The sequence below is a fragment of the Pseudomonas umsongensis genome, from assembly GCF_002236105.1.
Lineage (GTDB): Bacteria > Pseudomonadota > Gammaproteobacteria > Pseudomonadales > Pseudomonadaceae > Aquipseudomonas > Aquipseudomonas umsongensis.
Window position 1 is genome coordinate 104,630 of sequence record NZ_NIWU01000003.1, and the last position, 20,238, is coordinate 124,867.

The window sequence follows — 20,238 nt, forward strand, 5'->3', positions numbered from 1 at the left end:
AACCTGTGTACCGTTTGTGAGAAAAGTGCTGTTTTTTGATTCTAACTTGATGATTTATATAGATATTTCTTAAACCGTAAAAAAACCAAAAAACGTGCATAAGTTTTTTTTGGGCGCAAAAAAACCGGCTGATATAGCCGGTTTTTTTATGCCTGTAATGTGGGTGTTTCACACTTGCAGAGGATTTACTTTTTTCCACAAAAAAGGCCAACGCGCGACGTTGGCCTTTTTCGTTTGGCGATTGAACCGGGATCAGAAATCCAGGTTGGAAACCGCCAGGGCGTTGCTTTCGATGAAGTCACGGCGAGGCTCGACCGCATCACCCATCAGGGTGTTGAAGATCTGGTCCGCGCCAATGGCGTCCTCGATGGTTACTTTCAGCATCCGGCGAACGCTTGGGTCCATGGTGGTTTCCCACAGCTGGTCCGGGTTCATTTCACCCAGTCCTTTGTATCGCTGAATGGTGTGGCGCTTGGTGCTTTCAGCCATCAACCATTCCAGGGCTTCCTTGAACTCGGTGACCGCTTTCTTACGCTCGCCACGCTGGATGTACGCTCCATCGTCGAGCAGAGTGCTCAACTGAGCGCCCAGTGATACGACGGTCTTGTAGTCGTTGCTACCGAAGAAGTCACGGTTGAACGTGACGTAGTTCGACAGGCCGTGGGAGATCAGCTCGACCTCTGGCAGCCAGACATTACGCTCACGGTCTTCACGCAGGCTGGCCTTGTAGACCAGGCCAGACTTCTCGACGGTGCGCAGACGCACTTCATACTGGGCCAGCCAATCCTGCATCGCTGCGTGATCGGACAGTTGCTCCAGGCTCACGGCCGGCAGGTAGATGAAGTGCTCGGTCAGTTCCTGTGGGTACAGGCGCGACAGACGCTTGAGGGTCTTCATCACCAGGCGGAAGTCATTCACCAGGCGCTCAAGGGCTTCGCCGGAGATACCCGGTGCCTCTTCATTCAGGTGCAGGCTCGCATCTTCCAGGGCCGACTGCGTCATGTACTCTTCCATGGCGTCGTCGTCTTTGATGTATTGCTCTTGCTTGCCCTTCTTGACCTTGTACAGCGGTGGCTGGGCAATATAGATGTAGCCGCGCTCGATCAACTCTGGGAGCTGACGGAAGAAGAACGTCAGCAGCAGGGTACGAATGTGCGAACCGTCGACGTCAGCATCGGTCATGATGATGATGTTGTGATAACGCAACTTGTCGATGTTGTACTCTTCGCGACCGATGCCGCAGCCGAGCGCGGTGATCAAGGTGCCCACTTCCTGGGACGAGATCATCTTGTCGAAACGTGCCTTCTCGACGTTCAGGATCTTACCCTTGAGCGGGAGGATCGCCTGGGTCTTGCGGTTGCGTCCCTGCTTGGCGGAGCCGCCAGCAGAGTCACCTTCCACGAGGTACAGTTCGGAGAGGGCAGGGTCCTTTTCCTGGCAGTCAGCCAGTTTGCCCGGCAGGCCGGCGATGTCCAGCGCGCCTTTGCGGCGGGTCATCTCACGGGCCTTGCGCGCCGCTTCACGAGCACGTGCCGCGTCGATCATCTTGCCGACAACCAGCTTGGCTTCGTTCGGGTTTTCCAGCAGGAAGTCGGAGAAGTACTTGCCCATTTCCTGTTCGACCGCGGTCTTCACTTCGGAAGAAACCAGCTTGTCCTTGGTCTGGGAGCTGAACTTCGGATCCGGCACTTTTACCGAAATGATCGCGGTCAGGCCTTCACGGGCATCGTCACCGGTGGTCGCGACCTTGTGCTTCTTCGCCAGGCCTTCGGCTTCGATATACGTATTGAGGTTACGCGTCAGGGCGGAACGGAAACCCACCAGGTGAGTACCGCCATCGCGCTGCGGAATGTTGTTGGTGAAGCACAACAGGTTCTCGTTGAAGCTGTCGTTCCACTGCAGGGCGATTTCTACGCCGATGCCGTCTTCGCGCTGGATGTTGAAATGGAACACCTGGTTGACCGGGGTCTTGTTGGTGTTCAGGTATTCAACGAACGCGCGCAAGCCGCCTTCGTACTTGAACAGTTCTTCCTTGCCGCTGCGCTCATCCTTGAGGACGATGCCGACACCGGAGTTGAGGAAGGACAGTTCACGAATCCGCTTGGCCAGGATGTCCCAGCTGAAGTGGATGTTCTTGAAGGTTTCGCTGGAAGCCTTGAAGTGGATCTGGGTGCCGGTGGTTTCGCTGTCGCCAACGATCTTCATCGGTTCCTGCGGAACACCATGGACGTAGGTCTGTTCCCAGATCTTGCCGCTACGGCGAACGGTGAGGACGAGCTCTTCAGACAGTGCGTTCACTACCGACACGCCTACACCGTGCAGGCCGCCGGATACCTTGTAGGAGTTGTCATCGAACTTACCGCCGGCGTGCAGCACGGTCATGATGACCTCGGCTGCCGAAACGCCTTCTTCCTTGTGCACGTCTACCGGGATGCCACGACCGTTGTCTTTGACGGTGATGGATTCATCCGGGTGAATGATGATGCTGATGTCGTCGCAGTGGCCGGCGAGCGCTTCGTCGATCGAGTTATCGACCACCTCGAACACCATGTGGTGCAGACCGCTGCCATCGTCGGTGTCACCAATGTACATACCGGGACGTTTGCGTACGGCATCCAGGCCTTTCAGCACTTTAATGCTCGTTGAGTCGTACGTATTTTCTTCGCTCAATGCCTTCACTCCCGATGGTCGTGGGTCTGGGTGATACGGCCCTGTTCCACGTGGAACAGGGCGACTGGCGTTTCCGTCTGCCAGCCTTCCCTCAATAATTCGTGGTCTACACAGGTGATAAACACCTGGCAGCGTAAGTCTTCCAGCAAGCGGCAAAGCGCACGGCGATGCTGCTCGTCCAGTTCGGACGGCAAGTCATCCACCAGATAAATACACTGACCGCGTCGGGCCTGGCTGACCAGGTGACCTTGGGCAATCCGCAATGCGCAGACCACCAACTTTTGCTGTCCTCGGGACAGGATGTCCGCGGCATTGTGAGCGCCCAATCTGAGGCGCAAATCAGCTCGTTGCGGTCCTGCCTGGGTATGCCCCATCTGCTGATCCCGCTGAAGGGATCCGGCGAGCACAGCGCTCAGTTCACGGTCTTTGTCCCAGCCCCGGTAATAGCTGAGCGTTAGGCCCTCAAGCTCAACCAGTTCGCTCAAGGTCTGTTCAAACACCGGTTTCAAGGCTTTGATATAGGCGCGGCGGTATTCATCTATTTCAGCGCTGGCCTGGCACAGCTCCCTGTCCCAAACCGCTTGCGAAACGGCGTCAAGTGTACCATGCCGCAGCCAAGAGTTTCTCTGGCGCAGGGCCTTCTGCAGGCGTTGCCAGGTAGACATGAACCGAGGTTCCACGTGGAACACGCCCCAGTCGAGGAACTGTCGGCGAATCTTCGGCGCCCCCTCCAGCAAGCGGAAGCTGTCCGGGTTGATCAATTGCAGCGGCAGGATCTCGGCCAGTTGCGCCGCGCTACGCGCGTTCTGCCCGTCGATCCGGATCTGGAACTCCCCCTGGCGGTCCCGCGAAATGCCCAAGGCGCTGTGTCCGCCTTCGGCGAGTTCGACCTGGCCGAATACCGTGCACGCCAATTGTTCGTATTGAATGACAGGTAACAGGCGGGTGCTGCGAAACGAACGCGCGAGCCCCAGCAGATGAATGGCTTCCAGGACACTGGTTTTGCCGCTGCCGTTGGCGCCGTAAAGAATATTGATTCGGGGGGAGGGGGAGAAGGTCACCGGATGCAGATTGCGCACCGCGGTGACCGAGACGCGACTTAAGGACATCTAGCTTCTGCTGAACATGATTACAGGCGCATCGGCATGACGACGTAGGCCGAGTCGTCGTTGTCGGACTCTTGTACCAGCGCACTGCTGTTAGAGTCGGACAGGATCAGGCGAACCTGCTCGGTGGTCATCACGCCCAATACGTCGAGCAAGTAGCTAACGTTAAAGCCGATTTCCAGGGAGCCGCCGTTGTACTCTACGCCAACTTCTTCTTCCGCTTCCTCCTGCTCCGGGTTGTTCGCCTGGATCTTCAGCTGACCAGGGGCCAGTTGCAGGCGGATGCCGCGGTATTTCTCGTTGGACAGGATCGCCGTGCGGCTGAATGCCTCGCGCAGCGCCTGACGATCACCCAACACCAGCTTGTCCCCGCCTTTTGGCAGAACACGCTCGTAGTCCGGGAATTTGCCGTCAACCAATTTCGAGGTGAAGGTGAACTCACCGGTAGTTGCGCGAATGTGGTGCTGACCCAGGACGATGCTGACGATACCGTCCGGCTCGGTCAGCAAACGTGCCAGTTCAAGGATACCCTTGCGCGGCACAATCACCTGATGGCGGTCCGGCTGGCCGATATCAGCCTGCATCGAACACATCGCCAAGCGGTGACCATCGGTGGCCACGGCGCGAATAACGCCTGCCGAGACTTCCAGCAGCATGCCGTTGAGGTAGTACCGTACGTCCTGCTGGGCCATGGCGAAGCTGGTGCGTTCGATCAGGCGACGCAGTTTGGATTGTTCCAGGCTGCACGTCAGCGAACCCGGACCTTCTTCCACAGTAGGGAAATCGTTGGCTGGCAAGGTCGAGAGGGTGAAGCGGCTTCGACCGGCCTTCACTACCAGCTTCTGTTCATCGACCTTGATGTCGATCAGCGCGTCGTTCGGCAGGCTTTTGCAGATATCCATCAGTTTACGTGCAGGCACAGTGATGGAACCTGTTTCAGCAGGCTCTTCGAGCTGCACTCGACCAACCAGCTCGACTTCAAGGTCGGTACCGGTCAGCGACAATTGCTGGCCTTCGACAACCAGCAGCACGTTGGAGAGCACCGGCAAGGTCTGTCGGCGCTCGACGACGCCTGCGACCAGTTGCAGGGGTTTCAACAGGGCTTCGCGTTGAATGGTGAAATGCATGGTCTAGTCCCTTGCCTTAAAAGCTGCGCTGGTGTTCATCAAGTGGTCAGTGTACGCAGCAGGTTCTTGTAGTCCTCGCGGATGTCCGCGTCGGATTCCTTAAGTTCGTTGATCTTGCGGCAGGCGTGCAAAACAGTCGTGTGGTCACGCCCACCAAACACATCACCGATTTCCGGCAAGCTGTGGTTGGTCAGTTCCTTGGACAACGCCATGGCGACCTGACGTGGGCGGGCAACCGAACGTGAACGACGTTTGGACAGCAAATCCGAGATCTTGATCTTGTAGTACTCGGCGACGGTGCGCTGAATGTTATCCACAGAGACCAGTTTGTCTTGCAGCGCCAACAAATCCTTCAGGGACTCGCGGATCAGCTCAATGGTGATATCGCGACCCATGAAGTGCGAATGGGCGATCACGCGTTTGAGCGCACCTTCCAGTTCACGGACGTTGGAGCGAATGCGTTGGGCAATGAAGAACGCTGCATCGTGGGGCAGATCGACTTTGGCCTGGTCGGCTTTCTTCATCAGGATCGCGACACGGGTTTCCAGTTCCGGCGGCTCTACAGCCACCGTGAGGCCCCAGCCGAAGCGAGACTTCAGGCGCTCTTCAAGGCCTTCAATTTCTTTCGGGTAGCGGTCACTGGTAAGAATGACCTGCTGGCCACCTTCAAGCAGAGCGTTGAAGGTGTGGAAAAACTCTTCCTGGGAACGTTCCTTGCGGGCGAAGAATTGAATGTCATCGATGAGCAATGCATCCACCGAACGGTAGAAGCGCTTGAATTCATTGATCGCGTTCAACTGCAGAGCCTTGACCATGTCGGCCACGAAGCGCTCGGAATGCAGGTACACGACCTTGGCGTTCGGATTCTTCTTTAATAGGTGGTTACCCACAGCGTGCATCAAGTGGGTTTTACCCAAGCCTACACCGCCATAAAGGAACAACGGGTTGTAACCGTGCTTGGGGTTGTCCGCCACTTGCCAGGCTGCGGCCCGGGCCAGTTGGTTGGACTTACCCTCAACAAAGTTCTCGAAGGTAAAGGTGCGGTTCAGGTAGCTGGTGTGCTTGAGCGCGCCTTCAACCTGGACGGTACGTTGCTCGGCGCGAACCGGAGCCTGTTGCGAACTGGCGCCGGCCATGGGGTCGAAGCTGTCACGCGAAGGTTCTTGCTCGCTGACTTCAGCGGGCTTGGGCGTCGAACGCTTGTTCGATGGTGCAGGAGGTGGCACAGCTGCAGGCGCGGCAGCAGCCTGAACCTGGGAGGCCGCCGCTGCGGCCAGTGGCGCATTCGGCGCAGCGCGCGGAGCGGAACTGCGTTTGCTGCCTATTAATAAGGAAAGCGCAGGCGCCATACCGTTGCCGTGCTCGTCGAGCAATTCCAGGACGCGACTCAGGTATTTCTCGTTGACCCAGTCCAGGACGAAACGATTGGGTGCATAGACACGCAACTCGTCGCCTTCGGCTTCGACCTGTAGTGGACGGATCCAAGTGTTGAATTGTTGGGCAGGCAGCTCATCGCGCAAAAGCTCCACGCACTGCTGCCAAAGTTCCACTGACACGGAGATCCCCTAAGTTGAAAGCCGGTGAGGCAAAAACAAGCGGCCATTGTAACGGCCAGACGCCGACTTATCCACACGTAGGTGAGTCGTACACCGAGAAGAATCAAGGTTCCATACGGTAAAAAGACGACCAATGGTCTGTGCATAAGGTCTGTGGATAACCACCTCTAAGCTCATTGCACAAGTGGGGGCGAAACTCGGTGGATAACCTGCCTGTGGATAAAGCTGCCTTTCACACACAGGTTTTCCGACAGTGCAGCACAGGCTGAACACGGTTTTCCACTGTAGTTGTCATTCTCTGTACAGCTTGTAAGACAAGGGCTTAAGGCAGTTATCCACAGATGAGGGTCGCCCTAGCCTTTATAAGCTTTACAGAAAAGCTTTAAATACTTTCCTTCTTTATTTTTATGTTTGTCGAAGGATCAGGGTCGGACAAAACCTCTGGAGATCTATTTATAAGGAAACGTTGGTTGGAAATTGACCTAGAGGCTTGCTTTCTCTAGAATCCCCGGTCTCTTAAAACGGGGGCCATTCCGGCCCGTTGTGGACGAACCAGGTAACACGACAATGAAACGTACTTTCCAACCAAGCACTATCAAACGCGCTCGTACCCACGGTTTCCGTGCTCGCATGGCTACCAAGAACGGCCGTGCCGTTCTGTCGCGTCGTCGCGCCAAAGGTCGTGCGCGTCTGGCAGTTTGATAAGCCGGCACTGGAGGTGAGTCAGGACTTCAGTCGGGAAAAGCGTCTGCTTACTCCCCGGCATTTCAAGGCAGTCTTTGACTCCCCTACCGGCAAGGTACCGGGGAAAAATCTCCTGCTCCTTGCGCGCAACAACGATCTTGATCACCCCCGTCTCGGGCTGGTTATCGGGAAAAAGAGCGTAAAGCTCTCCGTCGAGCGCAATCGCCTCAAACGTCTGATGCGCGAATCGTTTCGCCTGAACCAGGATTTGCTGGTCGGCTGGGACATCGTTATCGTCGCGCGCAAAGGTTTGGGTGACGTAGAAAACCCCGAATTGATTCAGCATTTCGGCAAACTCTGGAAGCGTCTGGCACGCAGCACGCCGGTACCAGCAGTCAAAACCGAAACTGTAGGGGTAGACAGTCCAGATGCGTAAACTGGCACTCGTTCCGATCCAGTTTTATCGCTACGCCATTAGTCCCCTAATGGCCAGTCACTGTCGTTTCTACCCCAGTTGTTCCTGCTACGCGTTAGAAGCCATTGAAAATCATGGCCTTCTGCGCGGTGGCTGGCTGACCTTTCGTCGTTTAGGTCGCTGTCATCCGTGGAATCCCGGTGGTTATGACCCGGTTCCATCTATCCCTACCTCCCGTTCTTCTTCGATGGCCGAGTAATCATGGATATCAAACGCACGATCCTGATCGTCGCCCTGGCAATCGTGTCCTACGTTATGGTTCTTAAATGGAACCAGGACTATGGCCAAGCTGCCTTGCCGACTCAGAATGTTGCTTCCAGTACGACCGCACCGGGCCTCCCGGATACGGCCACTGGCAATAAAGCGTCCGTCAGTGACGACATTCCACACGCCGCAAACGATACCAGCGCACCTGCCGAAACTCCGGTTGCTGCAAGCACCGACCTCATCCAGATCAAAACGGATGTGCTCGATCTGGCCATCGATCCACAAGGTGGTGATGTCGCCCAACTGAGATTGCCGCTGTATCCACGTCGCCAGGACCATCCGGAAATTCCATTCCAGCTGTTCGACAACGGCAACGAGCGGACTTATCTGGCGCAAAGTGGCCTGATTGGCAGCAACGGCCCGGATGCAAGTCCTGCCGGTCGTCCGGTTTACTCGGCGGAGAAGAAGGTTTATCAACTGGCTGATGGCCAGGACCAACTGGTCGTGGACCTGAAGTTCAGCAAGGACGGCGTCAACTACATCAAGCGTTTCACCCTGAAACGCGGCCTGTATGACGTAACCGTTTCCTACCTGATCGACAACCAGAGCGCACAGCCCTGGTCCGGTGCAATGTTTGCGCAATTGAAGCGTGACGCCAGCTCCGATCCATCTTCCAGCACCGCCACTGGCACCGCGACTTATCTGGGCGCTGCCCTGTGGACAAGTAACGAGCCGTACAAAAAAGTGTCGATGAGCGACATGGATAAGGCTCAGCTGAAAGAAACCGTCACCGGTGGTTGGGTTGCCTGGTTGCAACACTACTTCGTGACCGCGTGGATTCCGGCGAAGGGCGAAAACAACGTCGTCCAGACCCGTAAAGACAGCAAAGGCAACTACATCATCGGTTACACCGGTCCTTCGTTGACCGTTGCTCCGGGTGCCAAGGCTGAAACCAGCGCTGTGCTGTACGCCGGTCCGAAAAGCCAGGCTGTCCTGAAAGAGTTGTCCCCAGGCCTGGAACTGACCGTCGACTACGGCATCCTGTGGTTTATCGCGCAACCGATCTTCTGGCTGCTGCAACACATCCACGCGATTGTGGGTAACTGGGGCTGGTCGATCATCTTCCTGACCATGCTGATCAAGGGGATCTTCTTCCCTCTGTCGGCTGCCAGCTACAAATCTATGGCGCGCATGCGTGCAGTAGCACCGAAACTGGCTGCACTGAAAGAGCAACATGGCGATGACCGGCAGAAAATGTCGCAAGCCATGATGGAGCTGTACAAGAAAGAGAAGATCAATCCGCTGGGTGGTTGCTTGCCAATCCTCGTGCAGATGCCGGTATTCCTTTCGCTGTACTGGGTTCTGCTGGAAAGCGTTGAAATGCGCCAGGCGCCGTTCATGCTGTGGATTACCGACCTGTCGATCAAGGATCCGTTCTTCATTCTGCCGATCATCATGGGTGCAACCATGTTCATCCAGCAGCAGTTGAACCCGACTCCACCGGATCCGATGCAGGCCAAGGTGATGAAGCTGATGCCAATCATCTTCACCTTCTTCTTCCTGTGGTTCCCGGCCGGTCTGGTACTGTACTGGGTAGTGAACAACTGCCTGTCGATCGCCCAACAGTGGTACATCACTCGTAAGATCGAAGCAGCTGCCAAAGCGACTGCCTGACTTACACTGTGGGTAACCACTCAAAACGCCCCCTAGTGGGGCGTTTTGCTATCTGTCACTTTTGTCTGGATACCGGTTTATGAGCGCTCCTCGTGAAACCATTGCCGCCGTCGCCACCGCTCAAGGTCGGGGTGGCGTAGGCATCGTTCGTATTTCCGGGCCGTTGGCCAGCGTTGCGGCCGTGGCCTTTAGCGGTCGTGTACTCAAACCGCGATTCGCTCACTATGGACCGTTTCTTGGTGAAAACGACGAAGTGCTCGATCAGGGCATCGCGTTGTATTTTCCAGGACCGAACTCTTTCACTGGCGAAGATGTATTGGAGTTACAGGGGCACGGAGGCCCGGTTGTCCTGGATATGCTGCTTCAACGCTGTCTTGAACTCGGCTGTCGTCTGGCCCGACCGGGAGAATTCAGCGAACGTGCGTTCCTGAACGATAAGCTCGACTTGGCCCAGGCCGAAGCCATCGCCGACCTGATCGAAGCCAGTTCTGCACAGGCGGCTCGCAACGCATTGCGCTCCCTGCAAGGCGCCTTTTCGGCTCGTGTGCATAACCTCACGGAACAACTCATCGGGTTGCGTATTTATGTCGAAGCGGCGATCGATTTTCCGGAAGAGGAAATCGACTTCCTGGCCGACGGCCACGTACTGGGCATGCTCGACAAAGTGCGCGATGAGTTATCCACCGTGATGCGGGAGGCCGGACAGGGCGCCTTGCTGCGCGACGGCATGACCGTGGTCATCGCCGGTCGTCCGAATGCGGGTAAGTCCAGCCTGCTCAATGCGCTGGCCGGCCGTGAAGCGGCCATCGTCACCGAGATCGCCGGCACCACGCGGGACGTCCTTCGCGAACATATCCACATCGATGGCATGCCGCTGCACGTGGTGGATACTGCCGGGTTGCGCGATACCGATGACCATGTGGAAAAAATTGGGGTGGAGCGGGCATTGAAAGCCATCGGCGAGGCCGATCGGGTGCTGCTCGTTGTCGATGCAACCGCGCCGGAAGCGCTCGATCCTTTCGCACTATGGCCTGAGTTCCTTGAAACCCGCCCCGATCCGGCGAAAGTCACGTTGATCCGCAACAAAGCCGACCTTACAGGCGAGGCCATGGCCCTGGAAGTCAGCGATGACGGACACGTCACCATTAGCCTCAGCGCCAAGTCTGCAGGTGTTGGCCTGGAGTTGCTGCGCGACCACCTGAAGGCTTGCATGGGCTACGAACAGACCTCGGAAAGCAGTTTCAGTGCTCGCAGGCGCCACCTGGAAGCATTGCGTCATGCCAGTGCATCCCTTGAGCACGGCCGCGCGCAATTGACCCTGGCGGGTGCCGGCGAATTACTTGCCGAGGATTTGCGCCAGGCTCAGCAGTCGCTGGGAGAAATCACCGGTGCATTCAGCTCCGATGACCTGTTGGGACGAATTTTTTCCAGCTTCTGCATCGGTAAATAGTCTTTCTGTTATCTACAGGCAGGCCGTCCTGGCCTGTCTGCCCCCTCCATTTTCAAAACCATCCCCTCCAGTGCCGAGCAGATTTTTCTGCTTGAGCGGTTTTTCCTTGCCCGAATTTCCTTCGATCGACGCTTTTCTGTGGATTAAGCCCTGTTAATAACCGCGGCTAAGGGCAGTTGATAACAGGGCCTCAAAACTGAAGATAACCGCCCCTGTGGATAAGCGCCCCATTCATCCACAGGCTTAAACCGGTTATCCAAGGGCCTCATTGGCACATGACCACAGGGTTTTGAAACTCTGTACACAACGTATTTATTGGGCTGTAGCAATCTATCCACAGAAAGGTCGGTCAGTAGAAATAAACATAAAAACAAAGATTTAATAAATTTCTCTCTTTTTAATTTCTATAACCGCCACTTTTCCACAGCTGGTTAAATTTTGTGCAAAGGGTTCTTTAGGAAGGGCGAAGTCCCTATACTTGTCGACCAGGTCCGAAAACCTGAGCTCAAACTATTCCTGAATTACCTACTTAAGCAGGCACGAGGTGCGTGGTGGATTTCCCTTCCCGTTTTGAAGTGATCGTCATCGGCGGCGGTCATGCCGGTACCGAGGCAGCACTGGCCTCAGCACGTATGGGGGTCAAGACCCTATTGCTGACGCATAACGTGGAAACCCTCGGTGCCATGAGTTGCAACCCGGCCATTGGCGGGATAGGCAAAAGCCATCTGGTCAAGGAAATCGACGCCCTCGGCGGTGCGATGGCCATTGCTACCGATAAGGGCGGCATCCAGTTTCGCGTGTTGAATAGCCGCAAAGGCCCAGCCGTACGTGCAACCCGCGCTCAGGCGGATCGGGTTCTGTACAAGGCGGCCGTACGCGAAATCCTGGAAAACCAGCCGAACCTGTGGATATTTCAACAGGCAGCTGATGACTTGATCGTCGAGCAAGAACAAGTCCGTGGTGTTGTCACCCAAATGGGCCTGCGTTTCCTCGCCGATTCGGTCGTCTTGACCACAGGTACCTTCCTTGGCGGACTTATCCACATCGGTTTGCAGAATTTCTCCGGCGGTCGCGCTGGTGATCCGCCATCGATTGCGCTAGCTCAGCGTCTTCGGGAATTGCCACTGCGTGTTGGTCGCCTGAAAACCGGAACACCGCCGCGTATCGACGCACGGTCCGTGGATTTTTCCGTGATGACCGAGCAAGCAGGCGATACGCCGATTCCGGTGATGTCGTTCATGGGGTCCAAAGAGCAGCATCCGCGACAGGTCAGTTGCTGGATTACCCACACCAATGCACGCACTCACGAAATCATTGCCGCGAACCTCGACCGTTCGCCGATGTATTCCGCTGCTGGTGAGATCGAAGGTATCGGCCCGCGTTATTGCCCGTCGATCGAAGACAAGATCCATCGGTTTGCTGACAAGCAGAGCCATCAGGTCTTCATCGAACCGGAAGGCTTGACGACAAACGAGCTGTACCCGAACGGAATTTCCACTTCCTTGCCGTTCGATGTGCAATTGCAGATCGTGCAATCGATCCGCGGCATGGAAAACGCACACATCGTGCGTCCGGGCTACGCGATCGAATACGACTATTTCGACCCGCGTGACCTGAAGTACAGCCTGGAAACCAAAGTCATCGGTGGTCTGTTTTTTGCCGGGCAAATCAATGGCACCACCGGTTACGAAGAAGCCGGCGCCCAGGGTTTGCTGGCCGGGACCAACGCCGCACTGCGTGCCCAAGGAAAAGATGCCTGGTGCCCGCGTCGAGACGAAGCCTACATCGGCGTATTGGTCGACGACCTGATTACGCTCGGGACCCAGGAGCCGTACCGGATGTTTACCTCCCGTGCCGAATATCGCCTGATCCTGCGTGAAGACAACGCTGACCTGCGCTTGACCGAAAAAGGCCGCGAATTGGGTCTTGTCGATGACGTGCGTTGGGCAGCGTTCTGCAAAAAACGCGAAAGCATCGAGCTGGAAGAGCAGCGTCTGAAAAGCACCTGGGTACGGCCGGGCACCGAACAGGGCGATGCGATTGCCGAAAAATTCGGTACGCCACTGACCCACGAATACAACTTGCTCAATCTGCTGAGCCGTCCGGAAATCGACTACGCTGGTCTGATCGCCGTGACCGGTGGGGGCGCAGAAGATCCACAGGTTGCCGAGCAGGTCGAAATCAAGACCAAGTACGCGGGTTACATCGACCGCCAGCAGGATGAAATCGCGCGTTTGCGGGCCAGCGAAGACACCAAACTGCCTGTGGATATCGATTACACGAACATTTCCGGCCTGTCCAAAGAGATCCAGAGCAAGCTCGGCGCGACCCGTCCAGAGACATTGGGTCAGGCGTCACGCATCCCGGGCGTGACACCAGCAGCCATTTCCCTGTTGATGATTCATCTGAAAAAACGCGGCGCGGGCCGTCAGTTGGAGCAAAGCGCTTGAGTTCGTTGGTCACCCCGCAACACGCAGAAGAGTTATCCACAGGCGCTCGTCAGCTCGGTGTCGCCCTGACCGAAACCCAGCATGCACAGCTGCTGGGTTATCTGGCCCTGTTGATAAAATGGAACAAGGCCTACAACCTCACCGCGGTCCGCGATCCTGACGAAATGGTGTCCCGTCATTTGCTCGATAGTCTGAGCGTGATGTCGTTCGTCGAAAACGGTCGCTGGCTCGACGTTGGAAGCGGTGGCGGTATGCCGGGCATTCCCCTGGCCATCCTCTTTCCCGAGTCACAAGTGACCTGCCTGGACAGCAACGGCAAGAAAACCCGCTTCCTGACCCAGGTCAAACTCGAGCTGAAACTGGATAACCTGCAAGTTATCCACAGTCGCGTCGAAGCGTTCCAGCCTGCACAACCCTTCAACGGGATCATCTCCCGGGCCTTCAGCAGCATGGAAAACTTCAGCAACTGGACGCGCCACCTCGGTGACACCGATACACGCTGGCTGGCAATGAAGGGCGTTCATCCCGCCGATGAGCTGGTAGCATTGCCGACAGACTTCCACCTCGATAGCGAACACGCCCTGGCCGTTCCTGGTTGCCAAGGCCAACGCCATCTGCTGATACTGCGCCGCACGGCATGATTGGGAACACAAGCAAGAATGGCTAAGGTATTCGCGATAGCGAACCAAAAGGGTGGTGTGGGCAAGACCACCACCTGTATCAACCTCGCAGCATCCCTGGTCGCAACCAAGCGTCGGGTATTGCTGATCGATCTCGATCCACAGGGCAACGCCACCATGGGTAGCGGTGTGGATAAACACGGCCTGGAAAACTCGGTCTATGACCTGTTGATCGGGGAATGCGACCTGGCCCAGGCCATGCATTTCTCCGAGCACGGCGGTTACCAGCTGTTGCCGGCCAACCGGGACCTGACCGCGGCCGAAGTGGTTCTGCTGGAAATGCAGATGAAGGAGAGCCGCCTGCGCAGTGCGTTGGCGCCGATCCGCGAAAACTACGATTACATTTTGATCGACTGCCCGCCGTCACTCTCGATGCTGACCTTGAACGCACTGGTAGCCGCCGACGGGGTGATTATCCCCATGCAGTGTGAGTATTTCGCACTCGAAGGCTTGAGCGACCTTGTGGATAACATCAAGCGCATCGCCGAGCTGCTCAATCCGAACCTCAAGGTTGAAGGCCTGTTGCGTACGATGTACGACCCGCGCCTGAGCCTGATGAACGATGTATCGGCCCAGCTCAAGGAACACTTCGGCGATCAGCTATACGACACGGTCATTCCGCGCAACATTCGCCTGGCGGAAGCGCCGAGCTACGGCATGCCGGCCCTGGCGTACGACAAATCATCGCGCGGTGCCGTGGCCTATTTGGCCCTGGCGGGCGAAATGGTCCGTCGCCAACGCAAAAACTCACGCATCGCCGCTGCTCAGGCAACTTAAGGAATCCCCATGGCCGTCAAGAAACGAGGTCTCGGACGTGGACTGGATGCACTGCTGAGTGGTCCGAGTGTCAGCGCGCTGGAAGAACAGGCGGTGCAGGCCGATCAGCGAGAGCTGCAGCACCTGCCGCTGGATCTGCTGCAGCGCGGCAAGTACCAGCCGCGTCGCGATATGGATCCCCAGGCGCTCGAAGAGCTGGCGCAATCGATCAAGGCACAAGGCGTGATGCAGCCGATCGTTGTGCGGCCGATCGGTAGTGGTCGCTACGAAATCATTGCCGGGGAACGCCGCTGGCGTGCCAGCCAGCAAGCTGGCCAGGAAACCATCCCGGCGATGGTGCGTGATGTACCGGATGAAACCGCGATCGCCATTGCGCTGATCGAGAACATCCAGCGCGAAGATCTCAATCCGATCGAAGAAGCGGTGGCCTTGCAGCGCCTGCAGACCGAATTCCAGCTGACCCAGCAACAAGTCGCCGAAGCCGTGGGCAAGTCCCGGGTAACCGTGGCCAACCTGCTACGCTTGATTTCGCTGCCGGAAGTCATCAAGACCATGCTGTCCCACGGTGACCTGGAAATGGGTCATGCGCGTGCATTGCTCGGTTTGCCGGATAATCAGCAGGTTGAAGGGGCGCGACATGTTGTCGCACGCGGACTGACCGTGCGCCAGACTGAAGCACTGGTTCGCCAGTGGTTGAGTGGCAAACCGGAGCCCGTGGAACCCTCGAAACCGGACCCGGATATTGCTCGCCTGGAACAGCGCCTGGCCGAGCGCCTAGGCTCTGCGGTGCAGATCCGCCACGGGAAGAAGGGTAAAGGACAACTGGTTATCGGCTACAACTCTTTGGATGAACTTCAGGGTGTGCTCGCACACATTCGCTGAAACAATTCCTTATGTAGCGCGCAGTCGGAAATCACTACCTGACAGTTGAATAGGGGCAGAACCGCCCCTATACTCTGCGCGCATTTTGTCGGCACAAATTATGCCAAGTTATTGAATTCTGGCAGCCGACCATTGGAGAGCAATAGTGATGGAAACCCGCACGCCAAACCGCTTGCCCTTCCATCGCCTGGCAGTTTTTCCGGTGTTAATGGCTCAATTTGTCGTTTTGCTGATTGCTGCTTTGGCGCTCTGGCAATGGCATGGAGTCGTTGCCGGGTACTCGGGACTTTGCGGAGGCCTGATAGCCTTGCTGCCCAATGTTTATTTTGCTCACAGGGCATTTCGGTTTTCCGGCGCCCGAGCAGCCCAGTCCATCGTCCGGTCTTTTTATGCCGGCGAGGCAGGCAAACTGATTTTGACGGCAGTGCTGTTTGCACTGGTGTTCGCAGGTGTGAAGCCACTGGCACCGATTGCAGTATTCGGTGTCTTCGTGCTGACTCAGTCAGTCAGCTGGTTCGCTCCCCTGCTGATGAGAACAAGACTTTCGAGACCTTAGGGCGTTTGAGGCAACCATGGCAGAAACAACCGCTTCGGGCTATATCCAGCACCACTTGCAGAACCTGACCTTCGGTCAGCACCCTACCGGCGGCTGGGGCTTTGCCCACACCGCAGCAGAAGCCAAGGAAATGGGCTTCTGGGCTTTCCACGTCGATACCCTCGGCTGGTCGGTCGCATTGGGTCTGATCTTCGTTCTTCTTTTCCGCATGGCGGCCAAGAAAGCGACTTCCGGGCAACCAGGTGCTTTGCAAAACTTCGTTGAAGTATTGGTCGAATTCGTCGATGGCAGCGTGAAAGACAGCTTCCATGGCCGTAGCCCGGTGATTGCACCGCTGGCACTGACCATCTTCGTCTGGGTGTTCCTGATGAACGCCGTCGACCTGGTACCGGTCGACTGGATTCCTCAGCTGGCCATCCTGATCTCCGGCGACTCCCACATCCCGTTCCGCGCCGTGTCGACGACCGACCCGAACGCGACCCTGGGCATGGCGTTCTCGGTTTTCGCACTGATCATTTTCTATAGCATCAAGGTCAAGGGCCTCGGCGGTTTCATCGGCGAGTTGACCCTGCACCCGTTCGGCAGCAAGAACATCTTCGTTCAGGCCCTGCTGATCCCGGTGAACTTCCTGCTGGAATTCGTGACCCTGATCGCCAAGCCGATCTCCCTGGCCCTGCGTCTGTTCGGCAACATGTATGCCGGCGAGCTGGTGTTCATTCTGATCGCTGTGATGTTCGGCAGCGGCCTGCTCTGGCTTAGTGGCCTGGGCGTTGTTCTGCAGTGGGCGTGGGCTGTGTTCCACATCCTGATCATCACCCTGCAGGCGTTCATCTTCATGATGCTGACCATCGTTTACTTGTCGATGGCGCACGAAGAAAACCATTAAGACCAGTCTCGACTAGTCTGATGTCCCTCCCGGTCAAACGGGAGGGTGCTCCTCACGGGGCATCTGAAACGATTTGTTTTACCGCTTTAAATTAAAAAAACCTAAACCATACGACGTAAAAGTCGGGAGGAAAGATGGAAACTGTAGTTGGTCTAACCGCTATCGCTGTTGCACTGTTGATCGGCCTGGGCGCACTGGGTACCGCAATTGGTTTCGGCCTGTTGGGTGGCAAGTTCCTGGAAGGCGCAGCGCGTCAGCCAGAAATGGTTCCAATGCTGCAAGTTAAAATGTTCATCGTTGCCGGTCTGCTCGACGCCGTAACCATGATCGGTGTTGGTATCGCTCTGTTCTTCACCTTTGCGAACCCGTTCGTTGGTCAGATCGCTGGCTAATTACTCGGATAATCCGGGTAATTTGGTGTGATGGACAACGTAACTGCGAGGTGTTGGCGTGAACATTAATGCGACCCTGATTGGCCAGTCCGTTGCGTTCCTGATTTTTGTACTGTTCTGCATGAAGTTCGTATGGCCTCCGGTCATTGCGGCATTGCACGAACGTCAAAAGAAGATCGCTGATGGTCTGGACGCTGCCAGCCGTGCAGCTCGCGACCTGGAGTTGGCCCAAGAGAAAGCGGGTCAGCAACTGCGCGAAGCGAAAGCTCAGGCAGCTGAAATCATCGAGCAAGCCAAGAAACGCGGTAATCAGATTGTTGAAGAGGCTGTTGAAAAAGCCCGTATCGACGCTGACCGTGTGAAGGTTCAGGCTCAGGCCGAGATCGAACAGGAACTGAACAGTGTCAAAGACGCGCTGCGTGCCCAAGTGGGCTTGCTGGCAGTCGGCGGCGCCGAGAAGATCCTGGGTGCCACAATCGATCAAAACGCGCACGCAGAGCTGGTTAACCAACTGGCTGCTGAAATCTAAGCGAGGGCGATCATGGCAGAACTGACCACGTTGGCCCGACCTTACGCTAAGGCGGCCTTCGAGCACGCTCAGGCCCACCAGCAACTGGCCAATTGGTCAGCCATGCTCGGCCTGGCAGCAGCGGTATCGCAAGACGATACCCTGCAGCGCGTGCTCAAGGCCCCGCGACTGACGAGCGCAGAAAAGGCCGCCACGTTCATTGACGTGTGCGGCGACAAGTTCGATGCCAAGGCACAGAATTTCATCAACGTCGTTGCCGAAAACGACCGTCTCCCGCTGTTGCCGGAGATTTCCGCTCTGTTCGACCTGTACAAGGCCGAGCAAGAGAAGTCGGTAGACGTTGAAGTGACCAGTGCATTTGCATTGAACCAAGAACAGCAAGACAAACTCGCCAAGGTTCTCAGTGCACGACTCAACCGGGAAGTGCGCCTGCAAGTTGCGGAGGATGCCGCCCTGATAGGTGGTGTCGTAATCCGCGCCGGCGACCTGGTTATCGATGGCTCGATTCGCGGCAAAATCGCGAAACTTGCCGAAGCATTGAAATCTTGAGTTTGAAGGGGCAGCAGAGCAATGCAGCAACTCAATCCTTCCGAAATAAGTGAAATTATCAAGGGCCGCATCGACAAGCTCGATGTGACCTCCCAAGCCCGTAACGAAGGCACTGTCGTCAGCGTATCTGACGGCATCGTGCGGATTCACGGTCTGGCCGACGTCATGTACGGCGAGATGATCGAGTTTCCGGGCGGCGTCTACGGTATGGCCCTCAACCTGGAGCAAGACTCCGTAGGTGCCGTTGTTTTGGGCGCATACCAGTCTCTGGCTGAAGGCATGAGCGCCAAGTGCACCGGCCGCATCCTCGAAGTTCCAGTTGGTAAGGAACTGCTGGGTCGCGTAGTCGACGCACTGGGTAACCCTGTTGACGGCAAAGGTCCACTGGGCAACACCGAGACCGACGCGGTCGAGAAAGTTGCTCCAGGCGTGATCTGGCGTAAGTCGGTAGACCAGCCTGTACAGACTGGCTACAAGGCTGTCGATGCCATGATCCCTGTCGGCCGTGGCCAGCGTGAGCTGATCATCGGTGACCGTCAGATCGGTAAAACCGCTCTGGCGATCGACGCGATCATCAACCAGAAGAACAGCGGCATTTTCTGCGTATACGTAGCCATTGGTCAGAAACAATCGACCATCGCCAACGTGGTTCGCAAGCTGGAAGAAAACGGCGCCCTGGCCAACACGATCATCGTGGCTGCCAGTGCTTCGGAATCTCCTGCGCTGCAATTCCTGGCACCGTACTCCGGTTGCACCATGGGTGAATTCTTCCGCGACCGCGGTGAAGACGCGCTGATCGTTTATGACGATCTGTCCAAGCAAGCAGTGGCTTACCGCCAGATTTCCCTGCTGCTGCGCCGTCCACCAGGCCGTGAAGCTTACCCAGGCGACGTGTTCTATCTCCACTCCCGTCTGCTGGAGCGCGCATCCCGCGTTTCGGAAGAGTACGTAGAGAAGTTCACCAACGGCGCAGTGACCGGCAAAACCGGTTCCCTGACCGCACTGCCGATCATCGAAACCCAGGCTGGCGACGTTTCCGCGTTCGTTCCGACCAACGTGATTTCCATCACCGACGGTCAGATCTTCCTGGAATCGGCCATGTTCAACTCGGGCATCCGCCCTGCAGTGAACGCCGGTGTTTCGGTATCCCGTGTGGGTGGTGCCGCTCAGACCAAGATCATCAAGAAGCTGTCCGGTGGTATCCGTACCGCTCTGGCTCAGTACCGTGAACTGGCGGCATTCGCCCAGTTCGCTTCTGACCTGGACGAAGCGACCCGTAAGCAACTTGAGCATGGTCAGCGCGTTACCGAGCTGATGAAGCAGAAGCAATACGCCCCAATGTCGATCGCTGACATGGCGTTGTCGCTGTATGCCGCTGAGCGTGGGTTCCTGACTGACGTCGAAATCGCCAAGGTCGGCAGCTTTGAACAAGCGCTGATTGCTTACTTCAACCGCGATCACGCCGAATTGATGGCGAAGATCAACGTGAAGGGTGACTTCAATGACGATATCGACGCTGGCATGAAAGCCGGTATCGAGAAGTTCAAGGCCACCCAAACCTGGTAAGCCGCAGCGGGAGCCGCAAGGC

Annotated in this window: 19 protein-coding genes; 15 read left to right on the forward strand and 4 right to left on the reverse strand. The window is 56.6% G+C overall.

Annotation, left to right across the window (positions count from 1 at the left end):
• Window positions 1–252: 252 nt before the first annotated feature.
• The 4 genes from gyrB to dnaA are packed head-to-tail and all read right to left on the reverse strand — an operon-like array spanning window position 253 to window position 6,459.
• A complete protein-coding gene (gene gyrB / locus PSUM_RS17070) occupies window positions 253–2,670 on the reverse strand; it encodes a DNA topoisomerase (ATP-hydrolyzing) subunit B (protein ID WP_033041074.1) in 2,418 nt (805 codons plus the stop codon).
• 5 nt (window positions 2,671–2,675) lie between these two features.
• Entirely contained in the window at window positions 2,676–3,779 is a 1,104-nt protein-coding gene (recF, locus tag PSUM_RS17075) for a DNA replication/repair protein RecF (RefSeq protein ID WP_008064628.1), read from the reverse strand.
• A 20-nt stretch (window positions 3,780–3,799) separates the two neighbouring features.
• The gene (gene dnaN / locus PSUM_RS17080; protein WP_020797992.1) at window positions 3,800–4,903 is read right to left on the reverse strand and encodes a DNA polymerase III subunit beta; all 1,104 of its coding nucleotides are present in this window, start codon (window positions 4,901–4,903) and stop codon (window positions 3,800–3,802) included.
• Between the two features lie 38 nt (window positions 4,904–4,941).
• Entirely contained in the window at window positions 4,942–6,459 is a 1,518-nt protein-coding gene (dnaA, locus tag PSUM_RS17085) for a chromosomal replication initiator protein DnaA (protein ID WP_033041071.1), read from the reverse strand.
• Window positions 6,460–7,026: 567 nt separating this feature from the next.
• Here dnaA and rpmH point away from each other — a divergent pair.
• The 15 genes from rpmH to atpA all read left to right on the forward strand — a co-directional run bounded on the left by rpmH (window position 7,027) and on the right by atpA (window position 20,216).
• Entirely contained in the window at window positions 7,027–7,161 is a 135-nt protein-coding gene (gene rpmH, locus PSUM_RS17090) for a 50S ribosomal protein L34 (RefSeq protein WP_003213577.1), read from the forward strand.
• Window positions 7,162–7,177: 16 nt separating this feature from the next.
• Complete coding sequence (gene rnpA / locus PSUM_RS17095) at window positions 7,178–7,579, forward strand: ribonuclease P protein component (RefSeq protein WP_197677877.1); 402 nt, start codon at window positions 7,178–7,180, stop codon at window positions 7,577–7,579.
• A complete protein-coding gene (gene yidD / locus PSUM_RS17100) occupies window positions 7,572–7,817 on the forward strand; it encodes a membrane protein insertion efficiency factor YidD (protein ID WP_080725322.1) in 246 nt (81 codons plus the stop codon). Before rnpA ends, yidD begins: the two co-directional genes overlap by 8 nt.
• A 2-nt stretch (window positions 7,818–7,819) precedes the next feature.
• Window positions 7,820–9,499 carry a membrane protein insertase YidC gene (yidC, locus tag PSUM_RS17105; RefSeq protein WP_020797990.1) on the forward strand — a complete coding sequence of 560 codons (1,680 nt, stop codon included), beginning with the start codon at window positions 7,820–7,822 and terminating at the stop codon, window positions 9,497–9,499.
• A gap of 79 nt (window positions 9,500–9,578) precedes the next feature.
• Window positions 9,579–10,949 (forward strand): tRNA uridine-5-carboxymethylaminomethyl(34) synthesis GTPase MnmE, encoded by a 1,371-nt coding sequence (gene mnmE / locus PSUM_RS17110; protein WP_020797989.1) that lies wholly within the window; start codon window positions 9,579–9,581, stop codon window positions 10,947–10,949.
• 551 nt (window positions 10,950–11,500) lie between these two features.
• Window positions 11,501–13,399 carry a tRNA uridine-5-carboxymethylaminomethyl(34) synthesis enzyme MnmG gene (gene mnmG / locus PSUM_RS17120; RefSeq protein WP_020797988.1) on the forward strand — a complete coding sequence of 633 codons (1,899 nt, stop codon included), beginning with the start codon at window positions 11,501–11,503 and terminating at the stop codon, window positions 13,397–13,399.
• The gene (gene rsmG / locus PSUM_RS17125; RefSeq protein ID WP_008064612.1) at window positions 13,396–14,040 is read left to right on the forward strand and encodes a 16S rRNA (guanine(527)-N(7))-methyltransferase RsmG; all 645 of its coding nucleotides are present in this window, start codon (window positions 13,396–13,398) and stop codon (window positions 14,038–14,040) included. The genes mnmG and rsmG overlap by 4 nt, the downstream gene beginning before the upstream one ends.
• Window positions 14,041–14,058: 18 nt before the next feature.
• Window positions 14,059–14,856: a ParA family protein gene (locus tag PSUM_RS17130; RefSeq protein WP_008064610.1), complete on the forward strand. Its 798-nt coding sequence runs from the start codon at window positions 14,059–14,061 to the stop codon at window positions 14,854–14,856.
• A 9-nt stretch (window positions 14,857–14,865) separates the two neighbouring features.
• A complete protein-coding gene (locus PSUM_RS17135) occupies window positions 14,866–15,738 on the forward strand; it encodes a ParB/RepB/Spo0J family partition protein (RefSeq protein WP_008064607.1) in 873 nt (290 codons plus the stop codon).
• A 148-nt stretch (window positions 15,739–15,886) separates the two neighbouring features.
• The gene (locus PSUM_RS17140) at window positions 15,887–16,294 is read left to right on the forward strand and encodes a F0F1 ATP synthase subunit I (protein WP_008064605.1); all 408 of its coding nucleotides are present in this window, start codon (window positions 15,887–15,889) and stop codon (window positions 16,292–16,294) included.
• Between the two features lie 16 nt (window positions 16,295–16,310).
• Window positions 16,311–17,180, forward strand: a complete 870-nt coding sequence (gene atpB, locus PSUM_RS17145; RefSeq protein ID WP_020797986.1) for a F0F1 ATP synthase subunit A — start codon at window positions 16,311–16,313, stop codon at window positions 17,178–17,180.
• A gap of 134 nt (window positions 17,181–17,314) precedes the next feature.
• On the forward strand, window positions 17,315–17,572 hold the full coding sequence (atpE, locus tag PSUM_RS17150; protein WP_003097235.1) for a F0F1 ATP synthase subunit C: 258 nt from the start codon (window positions 17,315–17,317) through the stop codon (window positions 17,570–17,572).
• A 58-nt stretch (window positions 17,573–17,630) separates the two neighbouring features.
• On the forward strand, window positions 17,631–18,101 hold the full coding sequence (locus PSUM_RS17155; RefSeq protein ID WP_008064601.1) for a F0F1 ATP synthase subunit B: 471 nt from the start codon (window positions 17,631–17,633) through the stop codon (window positions 18,099–18,101).
• A 12-nt stretch (window positions 18,102–18,113) separates the two neighbouring features.
• Complete coding sequence (locus PSUM_RS17160) at window positions 18,114–18,650, forward strand: F0F1 ATP synthase subunit delta (RefSeq protein WP_008064599.1); 537 nt, start codon at window positions 18,114–18,116, stop codon at window positions 18,648–18,650.
• Between the two features lie 21 nt (window positions 18,651–18,671).
• Entirely contained in the window at window positions 18,672–20,216 is a 1,545-nt protein-coding gene (atpA, locus tag PSUM_RS17165) for a F0F1 ATP synthase subunit alpha (protein WP_020797985.1), read from the forward strand.
• The last annotated feature ends 22 nt before the right edge of the window (window positions 20,217–20,238 follow it).

Excerpts from the sequence above, each read along its gene's own strand:
- dnaN (WP_020797992.1), bottom strand. The coding sequence starts at position 4,903 with ATGCATTTCACCATTCAACGCGAAGCCCTGTTGAAACCCCTGCAACTG.
- rpmH (WP_003213577.1), top strand. The coding sequence starts at position 7,027 with ATGAAACGTACTTTCCAACCAAGCACTATCAAACGCGCTCGTACCCAC.
- atpA (WP_020797985.1), top strand. The coding sequence starts at position 18,672 with ATGCAGCAACTCAATCCTTCCGAAATAAGTGAAATTATCAAGGGCCGC.
- recF (WP_008064628.1), bottom strand. The coding sequence starts at position 3,779 with ATGTCCTTAAGTCGCGTCTCGGTCACCGCGGTGCGCAATCTGCATCCG.
- PSUM_RS17135 (WP_008064607.1), top strand. The coding sequence starts at position 14,866 with ATGGCCGTCAAGAAACGAGGTCTCGGACGTGGACTGGATGCACTGCTG.
- PSUM_RS17130 (WP_008064610.1), top strand. The coding sequence starts at position 14,059 with ATGGCTAAGGTATTCGCGATAGCGAACCAAAAGGGTGGTGTGGGCAAG.
- atpE (WP_003097235.1), top strand. The coding sequence starts at position 17,315 with ATGGAAACTGTAGTTGGTCTAACCGCTATCGCTGTTGCACTGTTGATC.
- PSUM_RS17140 (WP_008064605.1), top strand. The coding sequence starts at position 15,887 with ATGGAAACCCGCACGCCAAACCGCTTGCCCTTCCATCGCCTGGCAGTT.
- yidC (WP_020797990.1), top strand. The coding sequence starts at position 7,820 with ATGGATATCAAACGCACGATCCTGATCGTCGCCCTGGCAATCGTGTCC.
- PSUM_RS17160 (WP_008064599.1), top strand. The coding sequence starts at position 18,114 with ATGGCAGAACTGACCACGTTGGCCCGACCTTACGCTAAGGCGGCCTTC.
- mnmE (WP_020797989.1), top strand. The coding sequence starts at position 9,579 with ATGAGCGCTCCTCGTGAAACCATTGCCGCCGTCGCCACCGCTCAAGGT.
- yidD (WP_080725322.1), top strand. The coding sequence starts at position 7,572 with ATGCGTAAACTGGCACTCGTTCCGATCCAGTTTTATCGCTACGCCATT.
- atpB (WP_020797986.1), top strand. The coding sequence starts at position 16,311 with ATGGCAGAAACAACCGCTTCGGGCTATATCCAGCACCACTTGCAGAAC.